A 21,129-nucleotide genomic window follows, 5' to 3' on the forward strand; every position below is an offset into this window, starting at 1 on the left:
CGACCACTCGATGCTCGAGACCACCGGACGGCCACGCATCGGCGTGATGGGTGGCACGTTCGACCCCATCCACCACGGGCACCTGGTCGCGGCGTCCGAGGTGGCGCGGGCGTTCGACCTCGACGAGGTCGTCTTCGTCCCCACCGGACAGCCGTACATGAAGTCCGACGTCACCGACGCCGAGCACCGGTACCTGATGACCGTCATCGCCACCGCGTCGAACCCGATGTTCACCGTCAGCCGCGTGGACATCGACCGCCCGGGGCCGACGTACACCGTCGACACCCTGCGGGACCTGCACGAACAGCGACCGGATGCCCAGCTCGTCTTCATCTCGGGCGCAGACGCCGTTCAGCAGATCGTCGACTGGAAAGACCATGATGGTCTTTGGGACCTCGCGCACTTCGTGGCCGTGACGCGTCCGGGACACGCCTTGAGCCTCACCGGATTGCCCGAGCGGGACGTAAGCTTGCTCGAAGTCCCTGCACTGGCCATATCCTCGACGGATTGCCGTGACCGGGTTCGACGGGGGTTCCCCGTCTGGTACTTGGTTCCCGACGGTGTCGTCCAGTACATCTCCAAGCACCATCTGTATCGGAGCGTTGCATGAGTTCGTCCGACGCGCAGCCGCCCCTGTCGCGGCGCCAGGCGCGCGAGCGGGAGCGTGCCGCCGCGGCCGGTTCGCAGCCCGCGACGCCGCCCCCGACCGTCGCCGCACCCGCCGCCGAGACTCCCGAGTCCCGCCGTCCCGGGTCGCACGTCGCCCCGGCCCCCGGTGGCCCCGCCCAGTCGTCCACGCCGGCCTCGGCGCAGGCCGCTCCGGCCTCTGCCCCGTCCGTCCCGGCATCGGGGTCCGCGGCCGGTGTGCCGCCGTTCCCGCCTGCTTCCGCGACCGAGATCGTCCCCGGCAGCGGTGGGCTCACCCGTCGGCAGATCCGGCAGCTCCGCGCCGCCGAGCGCCAGGCGGTGCAGCCGGTCCCGCTGCAGGACCCCACGCCCCAGTCGTCCGACCGCACCGTCGAGGACGTCCTCGGGTCGGTGGACACGATCGACCCCACGGCCGCGCCGCAGAGCGCTCCGGACGCCGAGGCCGCGCACGACGAGCAGCCCGCTGCCCCGACGGTCCTCGACCAGGCCGCGGTCGCCCAGGCCACAGAGGCCGACGGCTCCCCGGACGCGCTCGAGCCCCTCGACGAGGCCGCTGCGCACGCCGAGGAGCCCCGCCGCCACCGGTCGACGTGGTCGCCGCCCGCCGACGTCACCGACTCCGACGCACCGGCGACCGACGTCCCCGAGTCCGATGCGCCGGTGACTGACGCCCCTGCGGACGAGACGACCGACGTCGCCCCGGCGGACGAGACGTCCGAGGACGCTCCGGCCCGTTCGGCCGACGACGCTCCCGCTCCCGCCGCCGGCTCGCAGCCCGCCGTCACGCCGGTGCCGATCCCGACGAACACCGCAGCAGCGACCCCAGCGGTGTTCCCGCTCTCGCTCGACGCCGAGGACGACGACACCAACGAGGTGCCGCTGCCCGAGCCCGCGACCGAGGCCCCGAAGGTCCCCGCCGCGTTCCAGCGTCCGACCGAGCCGAAGCCGGTGACCACGGCCTTCGCGCCGCCCGCCGGCCACTGGTCGCAGCAGGCGCACGACTCGAACGACTCCGAGGTGCACGACGCCGAGACCGGCACCCGCCGCGTCGCGGTGACGAACACGAACGCGATCATCCTGCCGAACTCGGCCCTGGCCGACCCCACGGGCGCCCTCAACGCGACGGGCGAGGTGATCCTGACGGGGTCGATCGACCTGCCGGCATCGCTGTCGTCGACGGGGTCGCACCGGCCGATCGACGGCGCCGAGGTCGACCGCCTGCTCGAGCAGCAGGACGAGCAGCCCGACACCGATGCCAGCCCGGTCCGGGCCAGCCGCGCGGTGTCCAGCCACACCTCGACCCGCCAGGTCGTGCTCGCCGCCGCCAAGCCGAAGGAGTCGCGGACGCCGCTGATCCTCGGTGTCACGGTCGGCGCGGTCGGACTGGCTGCGGCCGGTGTCATCATCACCGCACTGCTCACCACCCACGCGTTCGGCGGCTGACCGCTGCCGTCCCCGACGTCCGTTCTCCACCACCCCGCCGACCCTGGCCTGGCCGCTGTCGGCGGGGTGGCTTATGATCGTGACCCATCAAGCGAACCGGCTGTCCGTCGGTTCGACGACCGGAAGGAATCCGTGACCGCCTCCACTCGCGCACTGGAACTCGTGCAGGCCGCAGCACTCGCGGCCGACGCCAAGCAGGCCGAGGACCTCGTCGCTCTCGACGTGACCGGGCCGTTGCAGCTCACGGACGTGTTCCTGCTCGCAACCGGTCGGAACGAGCGCAACGTGCAGTCCATCGCCGATGCCGTCGAGGAGCGCCTCCTCGAGCTCGGTGCCAAGACGCTCCGCCGCGAAGGCCGTACCGAGGGCCGTTGGGTCCTCATCGACTTCGGCGAGATCATCGTGCACGTCTTCCACGACGAAGACCGTCAGTACTACTCGCTCGAGCGTCTCTGGGCCGACTGCCCGACGATCCCGCTCGAGCTCCCGGTGGACCACACCGCCTGATCAGCGACGCGCCCGGGTGACGGCTTCGATTTCGTTGCCCGGCGTGCGCATGGTGTACGCTTCTATGGTGCCTCCGGGGAACCGGTTGGTACGGAAGCAGCACGATCTGGGTCTGTGGCGCAGCTGGTAGCGCACCTGCATGGCATGCAGGGGGTCAGGGGTTCGAGTCCCCTCAGATCCACCCTCAACCCCGTCGTTCCTCGGAACGGCGGGGTTTTTCGTGCGCCCGTCAGGCCTCGGTGGCCCGATACGCTGAGCGCATGAGCAACGACGCGCCGCTGTCCGGGTCCCCGCTGACGATCGCCTCCGCCGGGTACACGGCTGACATCGCCACCGTCGGAGCGACACTGCGGACCCTGCGGCACGAGGGCCGGGACCTGGTCGTCCCGTTCGACGCCGACGAGGTCCGCCCGGTCTTCCGTGGTGCCGTCCTGGCCCCGTGGCCGAACCGGATCGTCGACGGCGAGTACTCCTTCGGCGGCGTCGACCACGAGCTCGCCCTCACCGAGCCCGCACGGCACCACGCCCTGCACGGACTCGTCGCGTGGACGGACTTCCGCGTGCAGGAGCAGGCGGACGACCGCGTGGTGCTCGCCACGACCGTGCAGGCGCAGCAGGGCTACCCGTACCGCGTCGAGGTCACCGTCGAGTACCGGCTCGACGCCGAGGGGCTGCACACCACGATCACCGGGACGAACACCGGCGCCGAGGACGCGCCGTGGGGGACCGGCCCGCACCCCTACCTCGTCGCGGGTGCCGGCACCGTCGACGACTGGACCCTGACGCTCCCCGCCGCCCAGGTGCTCGAGGTGACGCCGGACCGGCTCGTCCCGACCGACCTGGTCCCCGTGCACGACGAGTTCGACCTGCGCACGCCCACACTGATCGGCGACCGGTTCATCGACCACGCCTTCACCGGCTTCGACCGTGACGCCGCCGGCCTCGCCACCATCGCGGTCACGGCGGCGGACGGTCACGGGGTCCGTGCGAGCTTCGGGCCGGAGTGCGGCTGGGCCCAGGTGCACACCGCCGACCACGTCGTCCCCGAGTACCACCGCGCCGGTCTCGCCGTCGAGCCGATGACGTGCGCCCCGGACGCCTTCAACGACGGCGAGGACCGCGGCCTCGTGGTGCTCGCGCCCGGTGCCTCGCACGCCGCCGCATGGACGATCGCCGCGATCTGAGCACCCCCGACCCCGGCGTCCGCGTCGAGGTCCGCCGACTCGACCCGGTCCCCGACCTCGCGGCCGTGGTGGCGCAGGTCGCCGGGGACGTGGTGTGGCTCGACTCCGGCCTGCCCGACGGTGCTCCCGCCACGGCTCGACCCCGGGCGCGGTGGTCCGTGCTGGCGTGGACGGACGGGCCGTTCGCCGCCCGGTTCCGGCACCAGGACCGTCGTGCGCACCTGACGGTCGCCGCGCCCGCCCAGGAGTGGTTCGGGCCCGCCCGATCCGAGGATCGTCCGGCCTTCGCGGTGCTGGCTGACCTGCTCCGACGCACGCCCAGCCTGCCCGAGCCGGTCGTCGGGTGCGGGTTCGCGCTGGGTTGGGTCGGGTTCCTCGGCTACGAGCTCGGCCGCGAGTCCGGCGGCCCGGACCGCACCGCCGACGGGCACGCCGACGCCGACCTGCGGTTCGTCGACCGAGCCGTCGTCGTCGACCACACCGGTGGCGCCTGGGCGCTCGCGCTCGTCGCCGACGCGGAACCGGCGGCCAGCGCGCGGAACCGCGCGTGGCTCGAGGAGATGCGCACCCCCGCGACGTCGGTCGGTGTCGTGGACGCGGCCACGGGCCTCCCGGCCGGGGTGTCCACGGCGACCGGACGCGTGACGCGTGCCGCCTACGAGCGGGCGGTCGACGTGTGCCGCGCGGAGATCCGCGAGGGGAACGCGTTCCAGGTCTGCCTCACCACCGCCTTCGCGGTCGGACAGGAGGCCCGTGGCGGCCCCGGTACGGACCCGCACCTGGACGAGTACCTGCGGATGCGGGCGTCCGACCCCGTCCCGTTCGGTGCGTTCCTGCGGCTCGGCCCGCTGCGCGTGGCGAGCCGGTCACCGGAGCGGTTCCTGCGGATCGACGCGGCCGGAGCGGTGCTCGCGGAGCCGATCAAGGGCACGCGGCGGCGGCTCGCCGACGCGGTGGCGGACGCAGCCGCGCGGGACGACCTGGCGGCGAGCCCGAAGGACCGCGCCGAGAACGTGATGATCGTCGACCTGCTGCGGAACGACCTGCTGCGGACCGCGGTGCCCGGGTCGGTGCACGTCGAGCGGCTGTGCGCCGTCGAGACGTACGCCAGCGTGCACCAGCTGGTCTCGACGATCGGGGCGGTGCTGCCGCCGGGGACGTCTCGGGCCGACGTGGTGCACGCGGCGTTCCCGCCGGGGTCGATGACCGGGGCGCCGAAGAGCAGTGCCACGGCGATCGCGGACCGGCTCGAGGGGGCGCCGCGCGGGGTGTACTCGGGCGCGATCGGGTACTTCTCGGCGAGCGGGGCGGCCGACCTGTCGGTGGCGATCCGTAGCCTCGTGACCGTGCTCGACGAGTCGGGGGCGGTGCGTTCCCGGACCCTCGGAGCCGGGGGAGCGGTGACCTGGTCGTCGGTGCCCGCGGACGAGGCGGACGAGGTCGAGACCAAGACGCGGTCGGTGCTCGGCGGAGTCGGGTCGGTCGCCAGCTGGTGAGCTGATGCCCTGATCCGAACACGTGTTCGACCAGGACTGTCCACGGATGTCGGACGCGATTGACATCATCGAACACATGTTCGAATATGAGGGCATGCAGACGGCGGCGGCACTCCGGTCGCCCACCCCGGACCGGGGCGGGCGGAGCGGTGCTGCACGCGGTGGCAGCGGTGCGGGCGGTGGCGGTGCGCGCCGTGGGCCGGACCACCTGAGCGATGCCCGGGCCGCGCTCGACCGCATCACGTCCCTGCGGTCCCGGGTGGCCGACATGGAGTCCACGCGGGTCGACACCGCCGGGCTCCCCACGGCCCCGGCACTCGAACCCCTGCTGCCCGGTGGCGCGATCCGGGTCGGTGGCACCTACGCCGTCCCCGAGTCGGTGCTGCTCGCGATCACGATGCTGCAGGCGGCCTCGGCGGCCGGGGCGTGGTGTGCGGTCGTCGGGGTGCCGTCCTTCGGGATCGAAGCCGCCGCCGCCGCGGGGATCGACCTCGAACGACTCGTGCTCGTCCCCGATCCCGGTGACCAGTGGCTCGCCGTGACGGCGGCGATGGCCGACGTCGCCCAGATCGTCCTCACCCGACCGCTCGGCCGGGTCGTGCCGGGCGACGTGGCACGGCTGTCGGCTCGGCTGCGACAGCGCGGCGGCGCGCTCGTCGCGCTCGGCTCCTGGCCCGGGGCGGACGTCACGCTGCGGGTCACGTCCTCGACGTGGAGCGGCATCGGTCAGGGCCACGGCCACCTGACGGAGCGCCTGGCCACCGTGACCGCGACCGGGCGAGCCGGCGCGGTGCGTCCGGCGACCGCCGAGCTGCTCCTGCCCGCGGCCGACGGTGCGGTCCGGGCCGCCACACCGGTGCCGACGGTGGTCTCCGGGGACACCCGGGTGCTGCGGCCCGTGGCGGTGGCGTCGTGATCGCCTCCGGGCGCGTCCGGACCGACGCGATCACGCGTGGGGCGGCACTGCCCGAACCACCCCCGACCCGGACGATCGTGCTCTGGTGCCCGGACTGGCCGGTCATCGCGGCGGCTCGGGCCGGTGGCACCCCGCCGGAGCAGCCCCTCGCCCTGACCGCCAAGGGGCTCGTGTTCGCGAGCTCCGCGTCCGCGCGTGAGCAGGGTGTCGTGCGGGGGCTCCGCGTGCGTGAGGCCCAGGCACGATGCCCCGAGCTCCTCGTGCAGCCCTACGACGACGCCCTCGACCACCGCGCCTTCGAGCCCGTCATCCGTGCGGTCGAGGCTGCGGTCCCCGGGGTCGAGGTGCTGCGGCCGGGCACCCTCGCGCTCCGCGCCCGCGGCCCGGCCCGGTACTACGGCGGTGAGCGCGCGGCAGCGGCGACCCTTGCCGGCATCGCGGCCGACCACGGCGCCCCCGCGGTGCGGGCCGGGGTGGCCGACACCCCGTTCGCGGCGGACCAGGCCGCCCGGGCCCGTCCGGTGCGTCCCGGTGAACGGGTGCGGCTCGTGCCCGTCGGGGGATCGGCGGACTTCCTCGCGCACCTGCCGCTCGGTGTGCTCGGCGACCCCGACCTCACGACGGTGCTCGACCGGCTCGGCATCACCACGCTCGGCGACTTCGCGGCACTCGGCGACGAACAGGTGCGGGACCGCTTCGGCGTGGCCGGGGCGTTCCTGCACCGATTGGCCGGGGGCCGCGACCCCCGCGAGATCGCGGCGCGGGAGATCCCGCCGGAACTCCGGGTCGAGGCGTCGTTCGAACCCCCGCTGGACCGCGCCGACCAGATCGCGTTCGCGTTCCGGCGTTCCGCCGACGACTTCGCCGAGCGACTCCGGGCCGAGGGGCTCGTGGCGACGACCATCCGTGTGGGGATCGTCGACGAGCGCGACATCCTGCTCGAACGGACCTGGGCGCACCCGCGCTGGTTCGACGCTGCCGACGTGGTCGACCGGGTGCGGTGGCAGCTCGCCGGCGGGGTGGACCCCAGCGGGCTCGAGGCGCCGGTCACCTCGGTCGTGCTCGAGCCGGTCGCCGTCGACGACATGGCGAACCACGAGCGCGGGCTGTGGGGCTCCGGCCCGGACGAGCGCGTGCACCACGGCCTCGCCCGGATCCAGGGCATGGTCGGCCACGACGGTGTGGTGAGCCCGCGCATCGGCGGGGGCCGCACCCTGTCCGAGCGCGTGGTGCTCGTGCCGTGGGGCGACGCACCCGCCGGCGGTGAGCGAGCCCTGGCGACCGTCCGCGACCGCCCGTGGCCCGGCAAGCTGCCCGGCCCGCCCCCCGCCACCGTGCTCGAGCGCCCCCGACCGGTCGACGTCGTCGCCGTCGGTGGTGCGAGCGTCGACGTCGATGAGCGTGGCGTGCTGTCCGGCGCACCCGAACGGTTCCGTGCCGAGGGCGACCGGGGCGGCGGCTTCTCGGCCGTGACGGCCTGGGCGGGTCCGTGGCCGCTCGTCGTCCGGTGGTGGGAGTCCGGCGGCCGACGCCTGCACCGGCTGCAGCTCGTCGACGCCGAGGGGCGTGCCTGGTACCTGGTGCTGGCGGACCACCGCTGGTGGGCCGAGGCGATCGCGACGTGACCCCGACCACCACCACCGACAGGAGCGTGACCTGATGGGCTACAGCAACCCACCCATCCCGTGGTCGCAGTTCGAGCGCGCGCTGTCCGACAAGCGGAGCCCGGGCACGGCGCACGACGGCGACGGCGGCGACAGCCCCGCGTGGTCGCGGAAGCGCGAGCCGTACGTCCCGTCACCGCTCGACACCGACGGCGGGCCCGTGGTGCCGTACGCCGAACTGCACGCGCACTCGGCCTTCAGCTTCCTCGACGGCGCCAGCCAGCCCGAGCACCTGTTCGAAGAAGCTGCTCGGCTCCGACTGCACGCCCTCGCGCTCACCGACCACGACGGCTTCTACGGGGCCGCCCGGATGGCCGAGGTCGCCGAGTCGTACCCGCAGGTCGGCACCGTGTTCGGCACCGAGCTGTCCCTGGGGCTGACCGAACCGCAGAACGGTGTGCCCGACCCCGAGGGCTCGCACCTGCTCCTGCTCGCCGACGGTCAGGACGGCTACCACCGGCTCGCCGGTGCGGTGACGAGCGCACACCTGGCAGCCGGGTCCGAGAAGGGCAGCCCGCAGTACGACCTCGACGACCTCGCCGCGCGGGCGGACGGGCACTGGCGCGTCCTCACCGGGTGCCGGAAGGGCTCCGTGCGGCAGGCCCTCGAGCAGGGTGGCGAGTCCGCCGCCGAGACCGCGCTCCGGGTGCTGCTCGACCGGTTCGGCAGCCGCAACGTCGTCGTGGAGCTGCTCGACCACGGCGACCCGCTCGACAGCGCCCGCAACGACGCCCTGGCCGCCCTCGCCGCGAAGCACGCGCTGCCCCTGGTCGCGACTGGCAACGTGCACTACGCCACCCCCGACCGGTTCCCGGTGGCGACCGCGCTCGCGGCGGTGCGTGCCCGCCGCAGCCTCGACGAGATCGACGGCTGGCTGCCGGCCGCCGACACCGCCCACCTGCGCTCCGGCGCCGAGATGGCCAGACGGTTCGGGCGCTACCCCGGTGCGATCGAGCGGACCGTGGAACTCGCCGACGAGCTCGGGTTCCGGCTGAAGACCGTGCAGCCCGGGTTGCCCGACCTCGACGTCCCGGACGGACACACCGCGATGTCGTGGCTCCGCGAGCTGACGTGGACGGGTGCCCGGCGGTTCTACCCCGGCAGCGCCGACGGCGTCGACCCCCGCAAGCGGGAGCGCATCGAGCGTGAGCTTTCCGTGATCGAGGAGAAGAACTTCCCGGGGTACTTCCTGATCGTGCGCGACATGGTGCAGTACGCCCGCGGTCGGGGCATCCTCTGCCAGGGGCGTGGCTCGGCGGCGAACTCGGCGGTCTGCTACCTGCTCGAGATCACCGCGGTGGACTCGATCCGGTACGGGTTGCCATTCGAGCGGTTCCTGTCGGCGATGCGCGACGAGGAACCCGACATCGACGTCGACTTCGACTCGGACCGCCGCGAAGAGGTGATCCAGTACGTGTACGCCAAGTACGGCCGGCACAACGCCGCCCAGGTCGCGAACGTCATCACCTACCGGCCCAAGGGTGCGGTGCGCGACATGGCGAAGGCGCTCGGCCACAGCCCCGGGCAGCAGGACGCCTGGTCGAAGCAGGTCGAGCGGTGGGGCTCGGTGACCGAGAGCCAGGACCACGACATCCCGCCGGCGGTCGTCGGGCTCGCGAGCGACGTCCTCGGGTTCCCGCGGCACCTCGGCATCCACTCCGGCGGCATGGTGCTGACCGACCGCCCGGTGGGCGAGGTCGTGCCGATCGAGCACGCCCGGATGGACGGCCGCACCGTGCTGCAGTGGGACAAGGACGACTGCGCCTACATGGGGCTCGTGAAGTTCGACATGCTCGGGCTCGGCATGCTCGCGGCCCTGCAGTACTCGTTCGACCTGGCGGCAGAGCACTGCGGGGAGCGCTGGGAGATGCACTCCATCCCGAAGGAAGAACAGGGTGTCTACGACCAGCTCTGCCGCGCGGACACGATCGGGGTGTTCCAGGTGGAGTCCCGCGCGCAGATGGGCACCCTGCCCCGACTGCTCCCGCGGCGGTTCTACGACCTGGTGATCGAGGTCGCACTCGTCCGACCCGGACCGATCCAGGGCGGCGCGGTGCACCCGTACATCCGCCGGCGCACGGGGGAGGAACCGATCACCTACATGCACCCGGCGCTCGAACCCGTGCTCGAACGCACCCTCGGGGTCCCGCTGTTCCAGGAACAGCTCATGCAGATGGCGATCGCGGTCGGCAACTGCTCCGGTGACGACGCCGACCTGCTGCGACGGGCGATGGGGTCGAAGCGCGGGCACGAGAAGATCGACCGGCTGCGCGACAAGCTCTACACGGGGATGGCGGACAACGGCATCCACGGTGCGGACGCCGACGCGATCTACGCGAAGATCCAGGCCTTCGCGAACTTCGGCTTCGCGGAGAGCCACTCGATCAGCTTCGCCCTCATCGTCTACGCGAGCGCGTGGATGCGGCTGCACTACCCGGGGGCGTTCCTGGCGGCGCTGCTCCGGGCGCAGCCGATGGGGTTCTACTCACCGCAGACCCTGGTCGCCGACGCCCGACGGCACGGCGTCCGCGTGCTGCGACCGGACATCCTGCGGTCCGGGGTCGACGCCACGCTCGAACCGCTGCCGGACGGGGACACCCCTGCCGGTGACGACGCGTGCCTGGCCACCGAGCAGCCCCCGGTGCTGCCCTTCGCCAAGGCGCTCCCCGACGACACCGCGAGCCACCGACGCGACGGTGCCTTCGCCGTGCGGCTCGGGCTCGCCGAGGTCGCGTCGCTCAGCCGGAAGAGCGCCGAGAAGATCGTCGCGGAGCGGGACGCGAACGGTCCCTTCCGCGACATGTCGGACCTGGCCCGACGGGTCGGGCTCACCACGCCGCAGCTCGAGGCACTCGCCGCTGCCGACGCCTTCGCCCCCTTCGACATCGACCGCCGCGGTGCGATGTGGTCGGCTGCCCAGGCGGCCGCCGAACGTCCGGACCAGTTGCCGGACACGCAGGTGTTCGTGCAGCCGCCGCTGTTCGGGCAGATGACGAGCGGGGACGTGCTCATCGCCGACATGTGGTCGACGGGCATGACGACCGACGACCACCCCGTCCGGCACGTGCGCGACCGCCTCGCCGCCCGCCGGGTGCTCAGCGTGCAGGACACCGCGACCGCCGAGACCGGACGACGGGTCGAGGTCGGCGGGATCGTGACGCACCGGCAGCGTCCGGCGACGGCCTCCGGCATCACGTTCCTGAACGTCGAGGACGAGACCGGGCTGGTCAACGTCATCTGCAGTGTCGGGGTCTGGGGGCGCTTCCGCCGGGTGGCGCGGGAGTCCCCGGCGGTGATCGTCCGGGGCATCCTCGAGCGCTCGCCCGACGGGGTCGTCAACCTGGTGGCGGACCGCATCGAGCACCTGTCGCTGTCCGTCCGCACCCGCTCGCGGGACTTCCAGTGAGCGGTCGTGCACGGGCGAGTGGTTGTGCTCAGCGCACCTCGGGCAGGCGGATCGTGACCTCGAGCCCACCGGTGGGCACGTTGCGGAGCGACGCCGTGCCTCCCGCCCGTTCCGCCACCGCACGCACGATCGCGAGTCCCAGCCCGGAGCCGCCGGGCAGGGCGCCGACACCGGTCGACGGGTCCGGGTTCGGGCGGGACGTCCGGGCCTCGTCCGGACGCGTGAAGCGGTCGAACGCCACGGGGATGAAGGACTCGGGGACGCCGGGGCCGTCGTCGGTGATCTGCAGCACGCCCTCGCCGCCGGTGCTCCGCCAGGACACGAAGATGCCGCCGCCGCGGGGGAGTGCCGCCACGGCGTTGCCCGCGATGTTCGTGACGAGCTGGGCCATCCCGCCGGTGTCGATCCGGTACCGCGGTTCGACGGTGCCACCGCCGATGCCCGGGCCGGAACCGCCGACGGCGACGGGCGGCTCGAGGTCGAAGTCGACGGTGACGTCCTTCGCCGAGGCGATGAGCCGGACGCGGTCGACCGCGGCCATCACCTCGTCGCCGAGGTCCGACCACGCGGTCTCGGGTCGTCGGTCGCCGTCCTGTTCACGCCGCTCGGACTCCTCGATCCGCGACAGCGCGAGCAGGTCGTTCGCCAGCCGCGACAACCGCGCGACGCTGTGCTTGGCGCGTTCGATGTGGGCGGCGAGGGCGGCGGCGTCGTTCCCGTCGAGCGAGGCGAGGTCGAGCTGGGTCGTCAGGATCGCCAGGGGTGTCCGGAGCTCGTGGCTGGCGTCCGACACCATCTGGCGTTCGCGCTCGGTCGCCTGCCGGGTCCGGGCGAGGAACGCGTTGAGCGTGGTCGCCAGGGATGCCAGCTCGTCCTGTGCGGGGCCCACCGGCAGTTCGGCACGCTCCGGGGCGACGGAGAGCCGTTCGGCTTCGCGGCGCATCCGGTTCACCGGGCGCAGTGCGGTGGTCGCGAGCACCCAGGACGCCACGCCGAAGGCGAGCAGGATCGCCAGGCCGGTCAGGGACAGGGTCGTCGTGAGGTCGTCGACGACGATGGCCTCGGCCTGCGAGTTGCGGGCGGCGACGACGGTCCAGCGGCCGGCCTCGTTGACGGGGTGCTCCACCACGACGCGGTACTCCGAGCCGGAGACGGTGATGATCGAGGTGCCGGCAGGGGTGGACCGCAGACTGCCGAGCGCCTGCTCGACACGGTCGGGCATCGTCGACAGCACGATCTCGCCGGACGGGGACACGACGGCGACGAGCTGCGCGTTGCCCGGCGGCGACAGGTCGGGGTCGCTGTCGACCTCGAGCGTGGCGACGTAGGGGTCGGCGTCGGCGTCGAGCAGCGTGCGCGTCGCACTCGCGACGACGCTCACCACCTGGAACCGCATCACGAGGACGAGCAGCAGGATGACGATCGCGGCGATCGCCGTCGAGCCGATCGTGATCCGGGCACGCAGCGACAGCAGACGCAGCGGCCGGATCGGACCGCCGCGTCGGCGGTCCGACCGTGGGGCGTCGTCGGCCCCGTTCACGCCCCGAGCAGATCCAGGCGGTACCCGCGACCGCGGACCGTGGCGATGGCGACGGTCGCCTCGTGCGCGGTGAGCTTCTTGCGGAGGTACGAGATGTACTGCTCGACCACGTTCGGGTCGACGTGCTGCGAACCGTCCCAGACCTCTTCGAGGATCTTCGGGCGGTCGACGACACTGCCGGCGGAGCGGGCGAGCAGTCGGAGCAGGGCGAACTCGGTGGGGCTCACGGCGACGCGCTGCCCCTTGATCGAGATGCGGCGCGCCTCGGAGTCGATCGACACGTCCCCGACCTCGATCGTGCGGGGAGCCCCGGCGGACTCGCGACGGCCGAGCGCACGCAGCCGGGCGGTGAGCTCGGCGAAGGCGAAGGGCTTGGTGAGGTAGTCGTCCGCGCCGGCGTCGAGCCCGAACACGCGGTCGTCGACGGCGTCGCGCGCGGTCACGAGCAGGATCCGCACGGGGTCCTCGCGCTCACGGATCCGCCGCGCGAGCTCGAAGCCGGACATGCCGGGCATCATCACGTCCACGACCGCCAGGTCGAACGCCTGCTCGCCGAGGGCGATGAGCGCCTCGACACCGTTCTCGACGGCCGTGACCCGGTACCCCTCGGCCGCGAGTCCGCGTTCCATCAGGGCACGCATCTCGTCGTCGTCCTCGACCACCAACAGCCGCATAGTGGACCTCCTCGAACCCATCGTGGCATCGAACCGGCGCGGAGGGCCGTTCTCCGGGTCCGACTCGCTGAATCTCGTCACAGGACAGAGCAGAACGGTCTGTCCCACGTTCTAGGGACGTGAGCGCCGCTTGCTTCGTTGCTAGGCTCCGGCAGCGGACAGCGCGACCCGATGCGCCGCCCGCACTGGGGGATCATGAACGACTCGATCGACCACCCGGCCATCGTGCGCCTGCGCGCCGAACTGGACGCCGCGTGGAAGGGCATCGGCGCCCTCGCGCAGCTGGAGGACGCTCCGCGCGACCGCGTGGTCGCGGAGCTGCGGACGGCCGTGCCGGACGTGGCGAGCCGTGCTGCGCGCGAGGTCGGCACCGAGGCCGTCGTCGCGGAGATCAGCCGGTACGCCGACGCCGGCATCCCAGGTGCGACCGCGACCGACGTCGTCCCGACCGCGGTGATCTGGTCCGACGTCGTCCGGACGGCGTCGGAAGCGGCATGCGCAGCGCGCTGAAGCGGACCGAGCGGCATGCGCAGCGCGCTGAAGCGGACCGAGCGGCCTGCGCAGCGCGCTGAACCGGACCGAGCGGCCTGCGCAGCACGCTGAACCGGACTGACTAGTCGTCCTCGCCGAGCAGCTCGCCACGCACCCGTCGGATGTCCTCGAGCAGCGCCCCGATGAGCACCCAGTGCCGGGAGCTTCGGCCGCACCACCTCGAGCGGCGCGGTGAGCGCCGGCTCCGAGGCCTCCGCCCACGGCTCGACGTCCGGTCCGAAGGCAGCGGCGTCCGCCCGGCCGGCCCCGTCCACCGGGTCGAGTCGTGTCGATTCGACCCGCGCACTGAGCGCCCGGACGTCCGCACCGATCCGTGCCACCTCGGTCGCGATGCCGTGCACCACCGGGTCGTCGCGCAGGTCCGGTGCGGTGTTGTCGCGGATCGCCCGGGTCATCCCGGTGACCCGGGTCACCAGGACGCGCAGGTGGTCGGTGGTCACCACATCGCGGTCGAGGATCGTCCGGTGCCGGCCGCCGCGCGGGTTCATCGTCAGGGACTCGCGCGCCGACCCCAGGGACGCCTCGGCCTTGGCGTGCTGCTGCCGCAGTGCCCGGGCGGCGACGAGCGCCTCGTCCCAGCGCTCGCGGTCCCACCCCTCGGTCAGGCCGATCGCGATCCGCTCGAACGCCACCGCGGTGTCACGGGCGAGCCGCGCGACGGCGAGGTGAGCCGGTTCGAGCAGCACGGGCGGCACGATGAGCGCGTTCACGACCAGGGCGACGATCGCACCGATCACGGTCTCGAGGATCCGGTCGGCGGAGTAGTTCGGCGTCACGACCCCGGCGGTGAGCACGAGCATCCCGCTGATCCCGACCTGGGTGGCCGAGGTCGGGGTGAGCCGGAGCGCCCAGGCGATGAGGATCGCGAGCACGATGACGAGCAGCACGACGAACACGCCGTCGCCGAGCAGCAGGTGGAACCCGGTGGCCAGCACGACGCCGATCACGACGCCCGCGCTCCGCTCGAGCCCCTTCACGAACGACTGGTTGATGCTCGGCTGCACCACGAGCAGGGCAGCGATCGCCGCGAAGGTGGGGAACGGCCCCTGGATGACCAGGCGGCAGAGGAGCACGGCTGCGACCACCGCGACGGCGGTCTTCACGACCTGCAGGAACGGCGTGCGACTGGAGCTGCGGAGGCGCGCGACCGGGTTCACACCGACCACGGTAGCCACCGGCCGCGCGCCGAGCCGTGCACGAACGCGACGAAACCCGCGCGACACGGTTGACTGATGTCGTGTGGCCCAACCATGAGCGCGTCATCCCGCAGGCCTTCGCCGGCTCCGGGACCTCCGTGGTGGCCGCGCGGGCGCACTCCGTCGAGCCCTCGGGCAACGGCTACCTGTACGGCTACGAGGTCGACACGGTGGACCGCAACGGCCAGCGCGCCACGGTCCTGACCTACGTCGACACCGGCGGCACCCACGACCAGAACAGCGCGATCGTCACCGATCCGGCGACGGGCGACCCGGTGTCGGTGTGGGCGTACCCGAACGATCCCGGCCTGCCGGTGCTGCCGCAGGTCACCTACCGCGACGCCGTCGCCGAGCTGCTGACCACGCTCGGCATGCCCGTCACCGACCCGGTGCTCACCGTGGCGGCGTACCGGCCCGGCAAGCGCGCGGTCGTGCGCGTGGACGCCCCCGAGCGCACGCTGTTCCTGAAGATCGTGCGTCCGCACCGGGTCGCACCGATCGTGCAGTCGCACGAGCAGTTCGTCGCGGCCGGTCTGCCCGTGCCGCGTGTGCTGTCCAGCCGTGGCGACGGCCTGCTCGTGCTCGAGCGCATCCGCGGCGTGCCCGCCGGCAGCCGGATCCTCGACATCGCCGACGACCCCCGCTTCGTGGCGTCGCTCGCCGCGCTGAGCGGCCGGGTCGCCACCGTCCCGATGACCCAGCAGGCGCGTGCCGACGCGATGGACCACGCCGACTGGCACCGTCGCACGCTCATCGCCGCGCTGCCGCGCGACGCCGAGGAGATCGACCGCCTGTACGACGCCATCGGCCGCCGCTCCATCGGCTGGTCGAGCTCGACCAAGCAGGTCGTGCACGGCGACCTGCACCTGGAGCAGGTGTTCGTCGACGAGGACGAGCCGTGGCGCATCTCCGGTCTGCTCGACATCGACACCGCGGGCTGGGGCTTCCCGGTCCGTGACGTCGGCGCCGTCGTCGCCCACCTCGTGGTCACCGGGCTCTGGCACCGGTCCCGCGGCGACGCCGAGCGCGGCGCCGCCGCCGAGCGCCTCGCCGACGCGATCGCCCGCGACTGGGTCGCGCGCAACCCGCGCGAGGCCGACCGCATCGGACCGGCCATCGGCGCCCAGCTGCTCGCCCACGCCGGCGGTCAGGCGACCACCGGCTCCGCCAACGGGATCCAGACCGCCCAGCAGCTCCTCGCCGCGACGCAGGCCGCCCTGGCGGACGCTGCCCCGAGCCTCCCGACCGGTGGTTCGACCCGCCCGCGGTCCGCACCGCAGGTCTGAGAGGCGACCGAAGAGCGGACGGGAGGCGCGGGTCGGGCCCGCCACGGGCCTCCCGTCCGCCGTCGCGACGCGCGCGGGCAACGCGTCGGTCGCCTCTGTCGGTGGTCCGGGAGTAAACTGAGCGCGCACGCACCGCGTTCCCGCGTGCCGCGTCGATTCCGGACGCAGCCGTCGATCACTTGATCGACGCGGGGACCGGGCCGTGACCGCCCCGAGGGGGCATCACGTGCGTGCGACGACGCCGGATCCCGGCGCGGACCGTCCGAACCTGCTCCCGGCAGGTGCTCGTGTGGAACGGCTCGCGGGAGTCCACCGGACGTCCCGATGCGGGGACCGGCGATGCGGTGGGCCACGGTGGCCCGCAGCCGAACCGGAGCCGCGCCAGGCCCCGGTGCAGGACTTCCCGCCCCACGGGCGGATCGCCCCGACGTGTGGGCGGAACAGGAGGAGCGTTGGCTCGATCAGGCACCCGGCGTGCTGCCGGCGGGACGCGGACCGCGTCACGTCGCACCAGGCCGCTGGACAACGACGGCGTCATCCCCGTCCTCGCCCGCGCTGTGCGCGAGGTCGAGGCCGCGGCACAGCGCGGACCGCTCAAGGCATCGAACCGGACGAAGTTCCAGGCGGTCGCCCTGCTCATGCGTGAAGAGCGCGCACGGGTGAAGGCCGACACGGAGCTCACCGACGCGCAGCGCGCCGAGCAGCTCAAGCGGCTCGACGGCGTGGCCACGATCCTGGCGAAGACGGCGGCGCGCGACACCAGCGTCATCCAGCTCCTCGCCGAAGAGGTCCAGGTGTCCGAGGCGACGCGTGCGGTCAAGCGCGACATGATGATCGCCGGCGGCATGGAACTGCAGCCGGAGGACCTCGTCATCGCGTCCGAGCCGGCCGCGGTGGTCGAGACCCCGGTGCGGGCCGTCGTGCCGCAGGCGGTCGTGCAGCGCCAGCTCGCGAACCCGTTCATGCCGCCGGACTTCGCCCTCGCCGACCAGCCCGTCGCACACCCGCGTCGCCTGGCGAACTGGGAACTGTTCGGACCGCTGTTCAAGTCGTTCGAGTACGGCGCGGGCGGGGAGCGGCGTCGATGCCGCTGCCGGAGCCCACGACGCTGCACTCGCGCTCGGGCACCACGCTCATGAAGCACCAGGCGGAACTCGTCGTCGCCGCCGCGCAGGGGCACCGCACGTTCCTGCTCGCAGACGAGCCCGGCCTCGGCAAGACCGCACAGTCGCTGCTCGCCGCCGATGCCGCGAACGCGTTCCCGCTGCTCGTCGTCGTGCCGAACGTCGTCAAGACGAACTGGGCGCGCGAAGCCGAGCGCTGGGTGCCGAACCACCGCGCCACGGTGATCCACGGGGATGGCAACGACCTCGACGGGTTCGCCGACATCGTCATCGTGAACTACGAGATCCTCGACCGGCACGCCGGGTGGCTCGGCAACTTCGGGTTCAAGGGGATGGTCGTCGACGAGGCGCACTTCATCAAGAACAAGGACTCGCAGCGCGCCCGGTTCGTGCTGCAGATCGCCGAGCGGATCCGGCAGCGCACCGCCGCGCCGCTGCTCATGGCGCTGACCGGTACCCCGCTGATCAACTCGGTCGAGGACTTCCGCACCATCTGGGAGTACCTCGGCTGGATCGACGACAAGAAGCCGCGCGCGAAGCTCATGAACGAGCTCGAGGAGATCGGTCTGACGCCGGCCGACCCTGGGTTCTTCGTCGAGGCCCGCCGTGCCGTCATCGACCAGGGCATCGTCCGACGCCGCAAGGTCGACGTCGCCGCGGACATCCCCGCCCGCCGGATCGCCGACATCCCCGTCGAGCTCGACGGTGACGAGGGTCGCTCCATCCGCGACGCGGAGCGCGAGCTCACCGCGAAGCTCGTCCGCCGCTACCACCAGGCGCTCGACGCCCGCACCGGGCAGGACCCGGTCGTCGGCATCGACCACAAGCTGGTCCGCCAGGTCGCGCGCTGGGAGCTCGAGGACCAGGACGCCTCGTCGACCGGCGAGAACGTGTTCTCGATGGTCCGCCGCATCGGCCGAGCCAAGGCCCAGCTCGCGGCCGACTACGCGGCACAGCTCGCCTCGAACGTCGGCAAGGTCGTGTTCTTCGCGAAGCACCTCGACGTGATGGACCAGGCGGAAGAGGTGTTCGCCCGTCGCGGCCTGCGCACCGCCACGATCCGCGGCGACCAGACCCCGACGCAGCGCACGGCCGAGATCGACTCGTTCGTGAACGACCCCGACGTCGCCGTCATCGTCTGCTCGCTGACCGCGGCCGGTGTCGGTCTGAACCTGCAGGTGTCGTCGAACGTCGTGCTCGCCGAGCTGTCGTGGACGAGCGCCGAGCAGACCCAGGCGATCGACCGTGTGCACCGCATCGGCCAGGAAGAGCCCGTCACCGCGTGGCGCATCATCGCCGCGCAGACGATCGACACCAAGATCGCCGAGCTCATCGACTCGAAGGCGTCCCTGGCCGCCCGCGCGCTCGACGGTTCGGACGAAGAGGTCGTCGACTCCGGTGACATCCAGCTCGACGCGATGGCTGCGCTGCTGACCGAGGCGCTCGGCGGCTAGGGCTGGCGCGCGGCGCTGACAGCAAAACACCGGTGTTCGCACTCTGAACCGCGTCATGCGCGTGTTCGGAGCGTGAACACCGGTGTTTTGCGGAGGGCCGCCGCTCAGATGCGGGACTGCACCTCGGCCAGGGACGGGTTCGTCGCCGTCGTGCCGTCGGGGAACACCAGCGTCGGCACGGTCTGGTTGCCGCCGTTGACCTCGGCGACGAGCTCGGCGGTGCCCGGGGTCTGCTCGATGTCGACCTCGGTGAAGGGCACCCCTGCCTTCGACATCTGGTTCTTCAGCCGGGCGCAGTAGCCGCACCACGTGGTGGTGAACATCGTGACGCCGCCGGCTTCGGGCGTGAACTGCTCGCGGGTGATCGTGTCGCTCATCCCTGCAGGCTAACCCCGGGTGCGGGGAATCCCCGCAGTGCCTGGTAGACAAGAGCGTGTGAGCCACACGCACCTCGAGATCGAGCGCACCTACGACCTGCCCGAGGGCGGTGCCCTCCCCGACCTCGTCGGCGCGGGCGGCATCCTCCGCACCGAGCACCAGGAGCCGTTCGAACTGGACGCGACCTACTGGGACACCGAGCGGTACGACCTGGTGGCGGCGCGGGTGACCGTGCGCCGCCGCACGGGCGGCCCCGACGCCGGCTGGCACATCAAGCGCTCGGAGTCGGACACGGTCCGCCACGAGCAGCAGTTCCCCCTGACCGACGACCCTGACACGGTGCCCGACGAGGTCCTCGCCGCGCTCTTCACGGAGCGTCGCGGTCGCGGGCTGCGTCCCGTCGTCCGGATCACCACCACCCGCACCGTCACCCGACTGCTCGACGAGGACGGCGACCAGATCGCCGAGCTCGCCGACGACCAGGTCACCGCCCAGCGCCTCGACGACGATGCTCCGGAGACCCCCCGCACCTGGCGTGAGGTCGAGATCGAGCCCGTCGACGGCGTCGACCCGCAGATCGCCCACGAGCTGTTCGCGGCCCTCGACGGGCGCTTCGCGGCCGTCGGCGCCGGCCCCGCCGCCGTCGCGTCCAAGCTGGCACGCGGGCTGGCAGGAGCACCGGCACCGCGCCTCCAGACCGAGGAGAAGCCGGCCAAGGGCACGACCGCACGCATCCTGGCGAAGCGGGTGCGCAAGCTGCGCGTCGCGCTGCTCGGCCAGGAGGCCCGGCTCCGCTCCGGCGACACGGCCGACCTCCGGCAGGCGGCCGACACCACCCTCGAGATCGCCGCGATCCTGGGCGCCTACCGCCCGGCGTTCCCCGACGGCGAGGCCGTCGACCGCGCCGCCGAGGCGGCGGACGGCCTGGCGGGCGTCACCACGCGGGCAGCGCTGGCCGAGTACCTGATCAACCGGCTGCCGCGGGCGTCGTCGCCGGCGCAGGACGACCTGGTCGACGCGAGGACCCGCGAGCGCATCCTCGCCTCGACCCGGGAACGTCGCGACCAGGCGGTGCGGGACGTCGTCGCGTTCCTGCACGGCGAGCCGTTCCTCGAACTGCTCGACGCCCTCGACGACGCTGCCGAGCGCCCGGCGCCGACGGCGTGGTCGCTCCGCGCACCGAAGCAGGTCGCGCAGGACGTCGGCGCCGACGTGAAGCCGCGTGTGCGCGAGCTCGTCCGGGCCGCCGTGGCCGACGACACCTCGGACACCGCCGCCGAGCGCGAGGCCGCCGACCGGACCACCACCGAGGCCGCGTGGCAGGAGACGATGCGCGCCCGGATGGCGATGGACGTGCTCGGCGACGACGCGTTCCCGCACGCGCTGTGGAAGCGGATCGGCACCGCTGCCGACGTGCTGACCGAACGGGTGCGGTCCCTGCACGCCCTCGACATCCTGCGGGCGAACGCGGCGATCGCGGAGCGCGGGGGTGAGGGCACGTTCGGGTACGGGGTGCTCGCGGGGGACCGGGTGCGCCTGGCCGAGGAGTCCTACGACGAGGCGGTGCACGCGCTCAACCGCGTGTGATCGGGGTGCGGGCGCTGCGTGCGCCGCTGGTCGCTTGGTGAGCAGAAGAGGTCGGGTCCCGCGTTCGGACCCGA

Annotated in this window: 14 protein-coding genes, 1 tRNA gene and 1 pseudogene; 12 read left to right on the forward strand and 4 right to left on the reverse strand. The window is 73.0% G+C overall.

Annotation, left to right across the window (positions count from 1 at the left end):
• Nucleotides 1–10 precede the first annotated feature (10 nt).
• The 9 genes from nadD (at nt 11) to ACZZ9K_RS16085 (ending at nt 11,264) form a co-directional block, all read left to right on the forward strand.
• On the forward strand, nt 11–610 hold the full coding sequence (gene nadD, locus ACZZ9K_RS16045; protein WP_027464719.1) for a nicotinate-nucleotide adenylyltransferase: 600 nt from the start codon (nt 11–13) through the stop codon (nt 608–610).
• On the forward strand, nt 607–2,091 hold the full coding sequence (locus ACZZ9K_RS16050; protein WP_138802849.1) for a hypothetical protein: 1,485 nt from the start codon (nt 607–609) through the stop codon (nt 2,089–2,091). The genes nadD and ACZZ9K_RS16050 overlap by 4 nt, the downstream gene beginning before the upstream one ends.
• A 132-nt stretch (nt 2,092–2,223) precedes the next feature.
• Nucleotides 2,224–2,598: a ribosome silencing factor gene (gene rsfS, locus ACZZ9K_RS16055; protein WP_027464721.1), complete on the forward strand. Its 375-nt coding sequence runs from the start codon at nt 2,224–2,226 to the stop codon at nt 2,596–2,598.
• 108 nt (nt 2,599–2,706) lie between these two features.
• A tRNA-Ala gene (locus ACZZ9K_RS16060) sits at nt 2,707–2,779 on the forward strand.
• Between the two features lie 79 nt (nt 2,780–2,858).
• Nucleotides 2,859–3,782, forward strand: a complete 924-nt coding sequence (locus ACZZ9K_RS16065) for an aldose 1-epimerase family protein (RefSeq protein WP_463444581.1) — start codon at nt 2,859–2,861, stop codon at nt 3,780–3,782.
• Nucleotides 3,761–5,278: an anthranilate synthase component I family protein gene (locus ACZZ9K_RS16070; protein WP_463444582.1), complete on the forward strand. Its 1,518-nt coding sequence runs from the start codon at nt 3,761–3,763 to the stop codon at nt 5,276–5,278. Before ACZZ9K_RS16065 ends, ACZZ9K_RS16070 begins: the two co-directional genes overlap by 22 nt.
• Nucleotides 5,279–5,324: 46 nt before the next feature.
• Nucleotides 5,325–6,194: a hypothetical protein gene (locus ACZZ9K_RS16075; RefSeq protein WP_463444583.1), complete on the forward strand. Its 870-nt coding sequence runs from the start codon at nt 5,325–5,327 to the stop codon at nt 6,192–6,194.
• On the forward strand, nt 6,191–7,819 hold the full coding sequence (locus ACZZ9K_RS16080) for a DNA polymerase Y family protein (protein ID WP_463444584.1): 1,629 nt from the start codon (nt 6,191–6,193) through the stop codon (nt 7,817–7,819). The genes ACZZ9K_RS16075 and ACZZ9K_RS16080 overlap by 4 nt, the downstream gene beginning before the upstream one ends.
• A 34-nt stretch (nt 7,820–7,853) precedes the next feature.
• Nucleotides 7,854–11,264: an error-prone DNA polymerase gene (locus tag ACZZ9K_RS16085; RefSeq protein WP_138802853.1), complete on the forward strand. Its 3,411-nt coding sequence runs from the start codon at nt 7,854–7,856 to the stop codon at nt 11,262–11,264.
• 28 nt (nt 11,265–11,292) lie between these two features.
• Here the strand turns inward: ACZZ9K_RS16085 and ACZZ9K_RS16090 are convergent, their stop codons facing one another.
• The 3 genes from ACZZ9K_RS16090 to ACZZ9K_RS16100 all read right to left on the reverse strand — a co-directional run bounded on the left by ACZZ9K_RS16090 (nt 11,293) and on the right by ACZZ9K_RS16100 (nt 15,187).
• Nucleotides 11,293–12,804, reverse strand: a complete 1,512-nt coding sequence (locus ACZZ9K_RS16090; protein WP_138802854.1) for a sensor histidine kinase — start codon at nt 12,802–12,804, stop codon at nt 11,293–11,295.
• Nucleotides 12,801–13,478, reverse strand: a complete 678-nt coding sequence (locus ACZZ9K_RS16095; protein WP_017885962.1) for a response regulator transcription factor — start codon at nt 13,476–13,478, stop codon at nt 12,801–12,803. The genes ACZZ9K_RS16090 and ACZZ9K_RS16095 overlap by 4 nt, the downstream gene beginning before the upstream one ends.
• A gap of 77 nt (nt 13,479–13,555) precedes the next feature.
• Entirely contained in the window at nt 13,556–15,187 is a 1,632-nt protein-coding gene (locus ACZZ9K_RS16100; protein WP_463444585.1) for an FUSC family protein, read from the reverse strand.
• 80 nt (nt 15,188–15,267) lie between these two features.
• Between ACZZ9K_RS16100 and ACZZ9K_RS16105 the strand changes: the two genes are divergently transcribed.
• Nucleotides 15,268–16,512 carry a phosphotransferase enzyme family protein gene (locus ACZZ9K_RS16105; protein ID WP_071405569.1) on the forward strand — a complete coding sequence of 415 codons (1,245 nt, stop codon included), beginning with the start codon at nt 15,268–15,270 and terminating at the stop codon, nt 16,510–16,512.
• A gap of 452 nt (nt 16,513–16,964) precedes the next feature.
• Nucleotides 16,965–19,090, forward strand: a pseudogene (locus ACZZ9K_RS16110) (DEAD/DEAH box helicase).
• 104 nt (nt 19,091–19,194) lie between these two features.
• Here ACZZ9K_RS16110 and ACZZ9K_RS16115 read toward each other — a convergent pair.
• Nucleotides 19,195–19,467 carry a mycoredoxin gene (locus tag ACZZ9K_RS16115; protein WP_027464730.1) on the reverse strand — a complete coding sequence of 91 codons (273 nt, stop codon included), beginning with the start codon at nt 19,465–19,467 and terminating at the stop codon, nt 19,195–19,197.
• Between the two features lie 58 nt (nt 19,468–19,525).
• Here ACZZ9K_RS16115 and ACZZ9K_RS16120 point away from each other — a divergent pair, with 58 nt between their 5' ends.
• Complete coding sequence (locus tag ACZZ9K_RS16120; protein WP_463444586.1) at nt 19,526–21,055, forward strand: CYTH domain-containing protein; 1,530 nt, start codon at nt 19,526–19,528, stop codon at nt 21,053–21,055.
• Nucleotides 21,056–21,129: the final 74 nt, after the last annotated feature.

The organism is Curtobacterium sp. AC268, assembly GCF_979258745.1.

Bases quoted from the DNA above. Each gene is read 5' to 3' on its own strand.
- nadD (WP_027464719.1), top strand. From the start codon at position 11: ATGCTCGAGACCACCGGACGGCCACGCATCGGCGTGATGGGTGGCACG.
- ACZZ9K_RS16050 (WP_138802849.1), top strand. From the start codon at position 607: ATGAGTTCGTCCGACGCGCAGCCGCCCCTGTCGCGGCGCCAGGCGCGC.
- ACZZ9K_RS16065 (WP_463444581.1), top strand. From the start codon at position 2,859: ATGAGCAACGACGCGCCGCTGTCCGGGTCCCCGCTGACGATCGCCTCC.
- ACZZ9K_RS16070 (WP_463444582.1), top strand. From the start codon at position 3,761: ATGGACGATCGCCGCGATCTGAGCACCCCCGACCCCGGCGTCCGCGTC.
- ACZZ9K_RS16075 (WP_463444583.1), top strand. From the start codon at position 5,325: ATGTCGGACGCGATTGACATCATCGAACACATGTTCGAATATGAGGGC.
- ACZZ9K_RS16085 (WP_138802853.1), top strand. From the start codon at position 7,854: ATGGGCTACAGCAACCCACCCATCCCGTGGTCGCAGTTCGAGCGCGCG.
- ACZZ9K_RS16095 (WP_017885962.1), bottom strand. From the start codon at position 13,478: ATGCGGCTGTTGGTGGTCGAGGACGACGACGAGATGCGTGCCCTGATG.
- ACZZ9K_RS16115 (WP_027464730.1), bottom strand. From the start codon at position 19,467: ATGAGCGACACGATCACCCGCGAGCAGTTCACGCCCGAAGCCGGCGGC.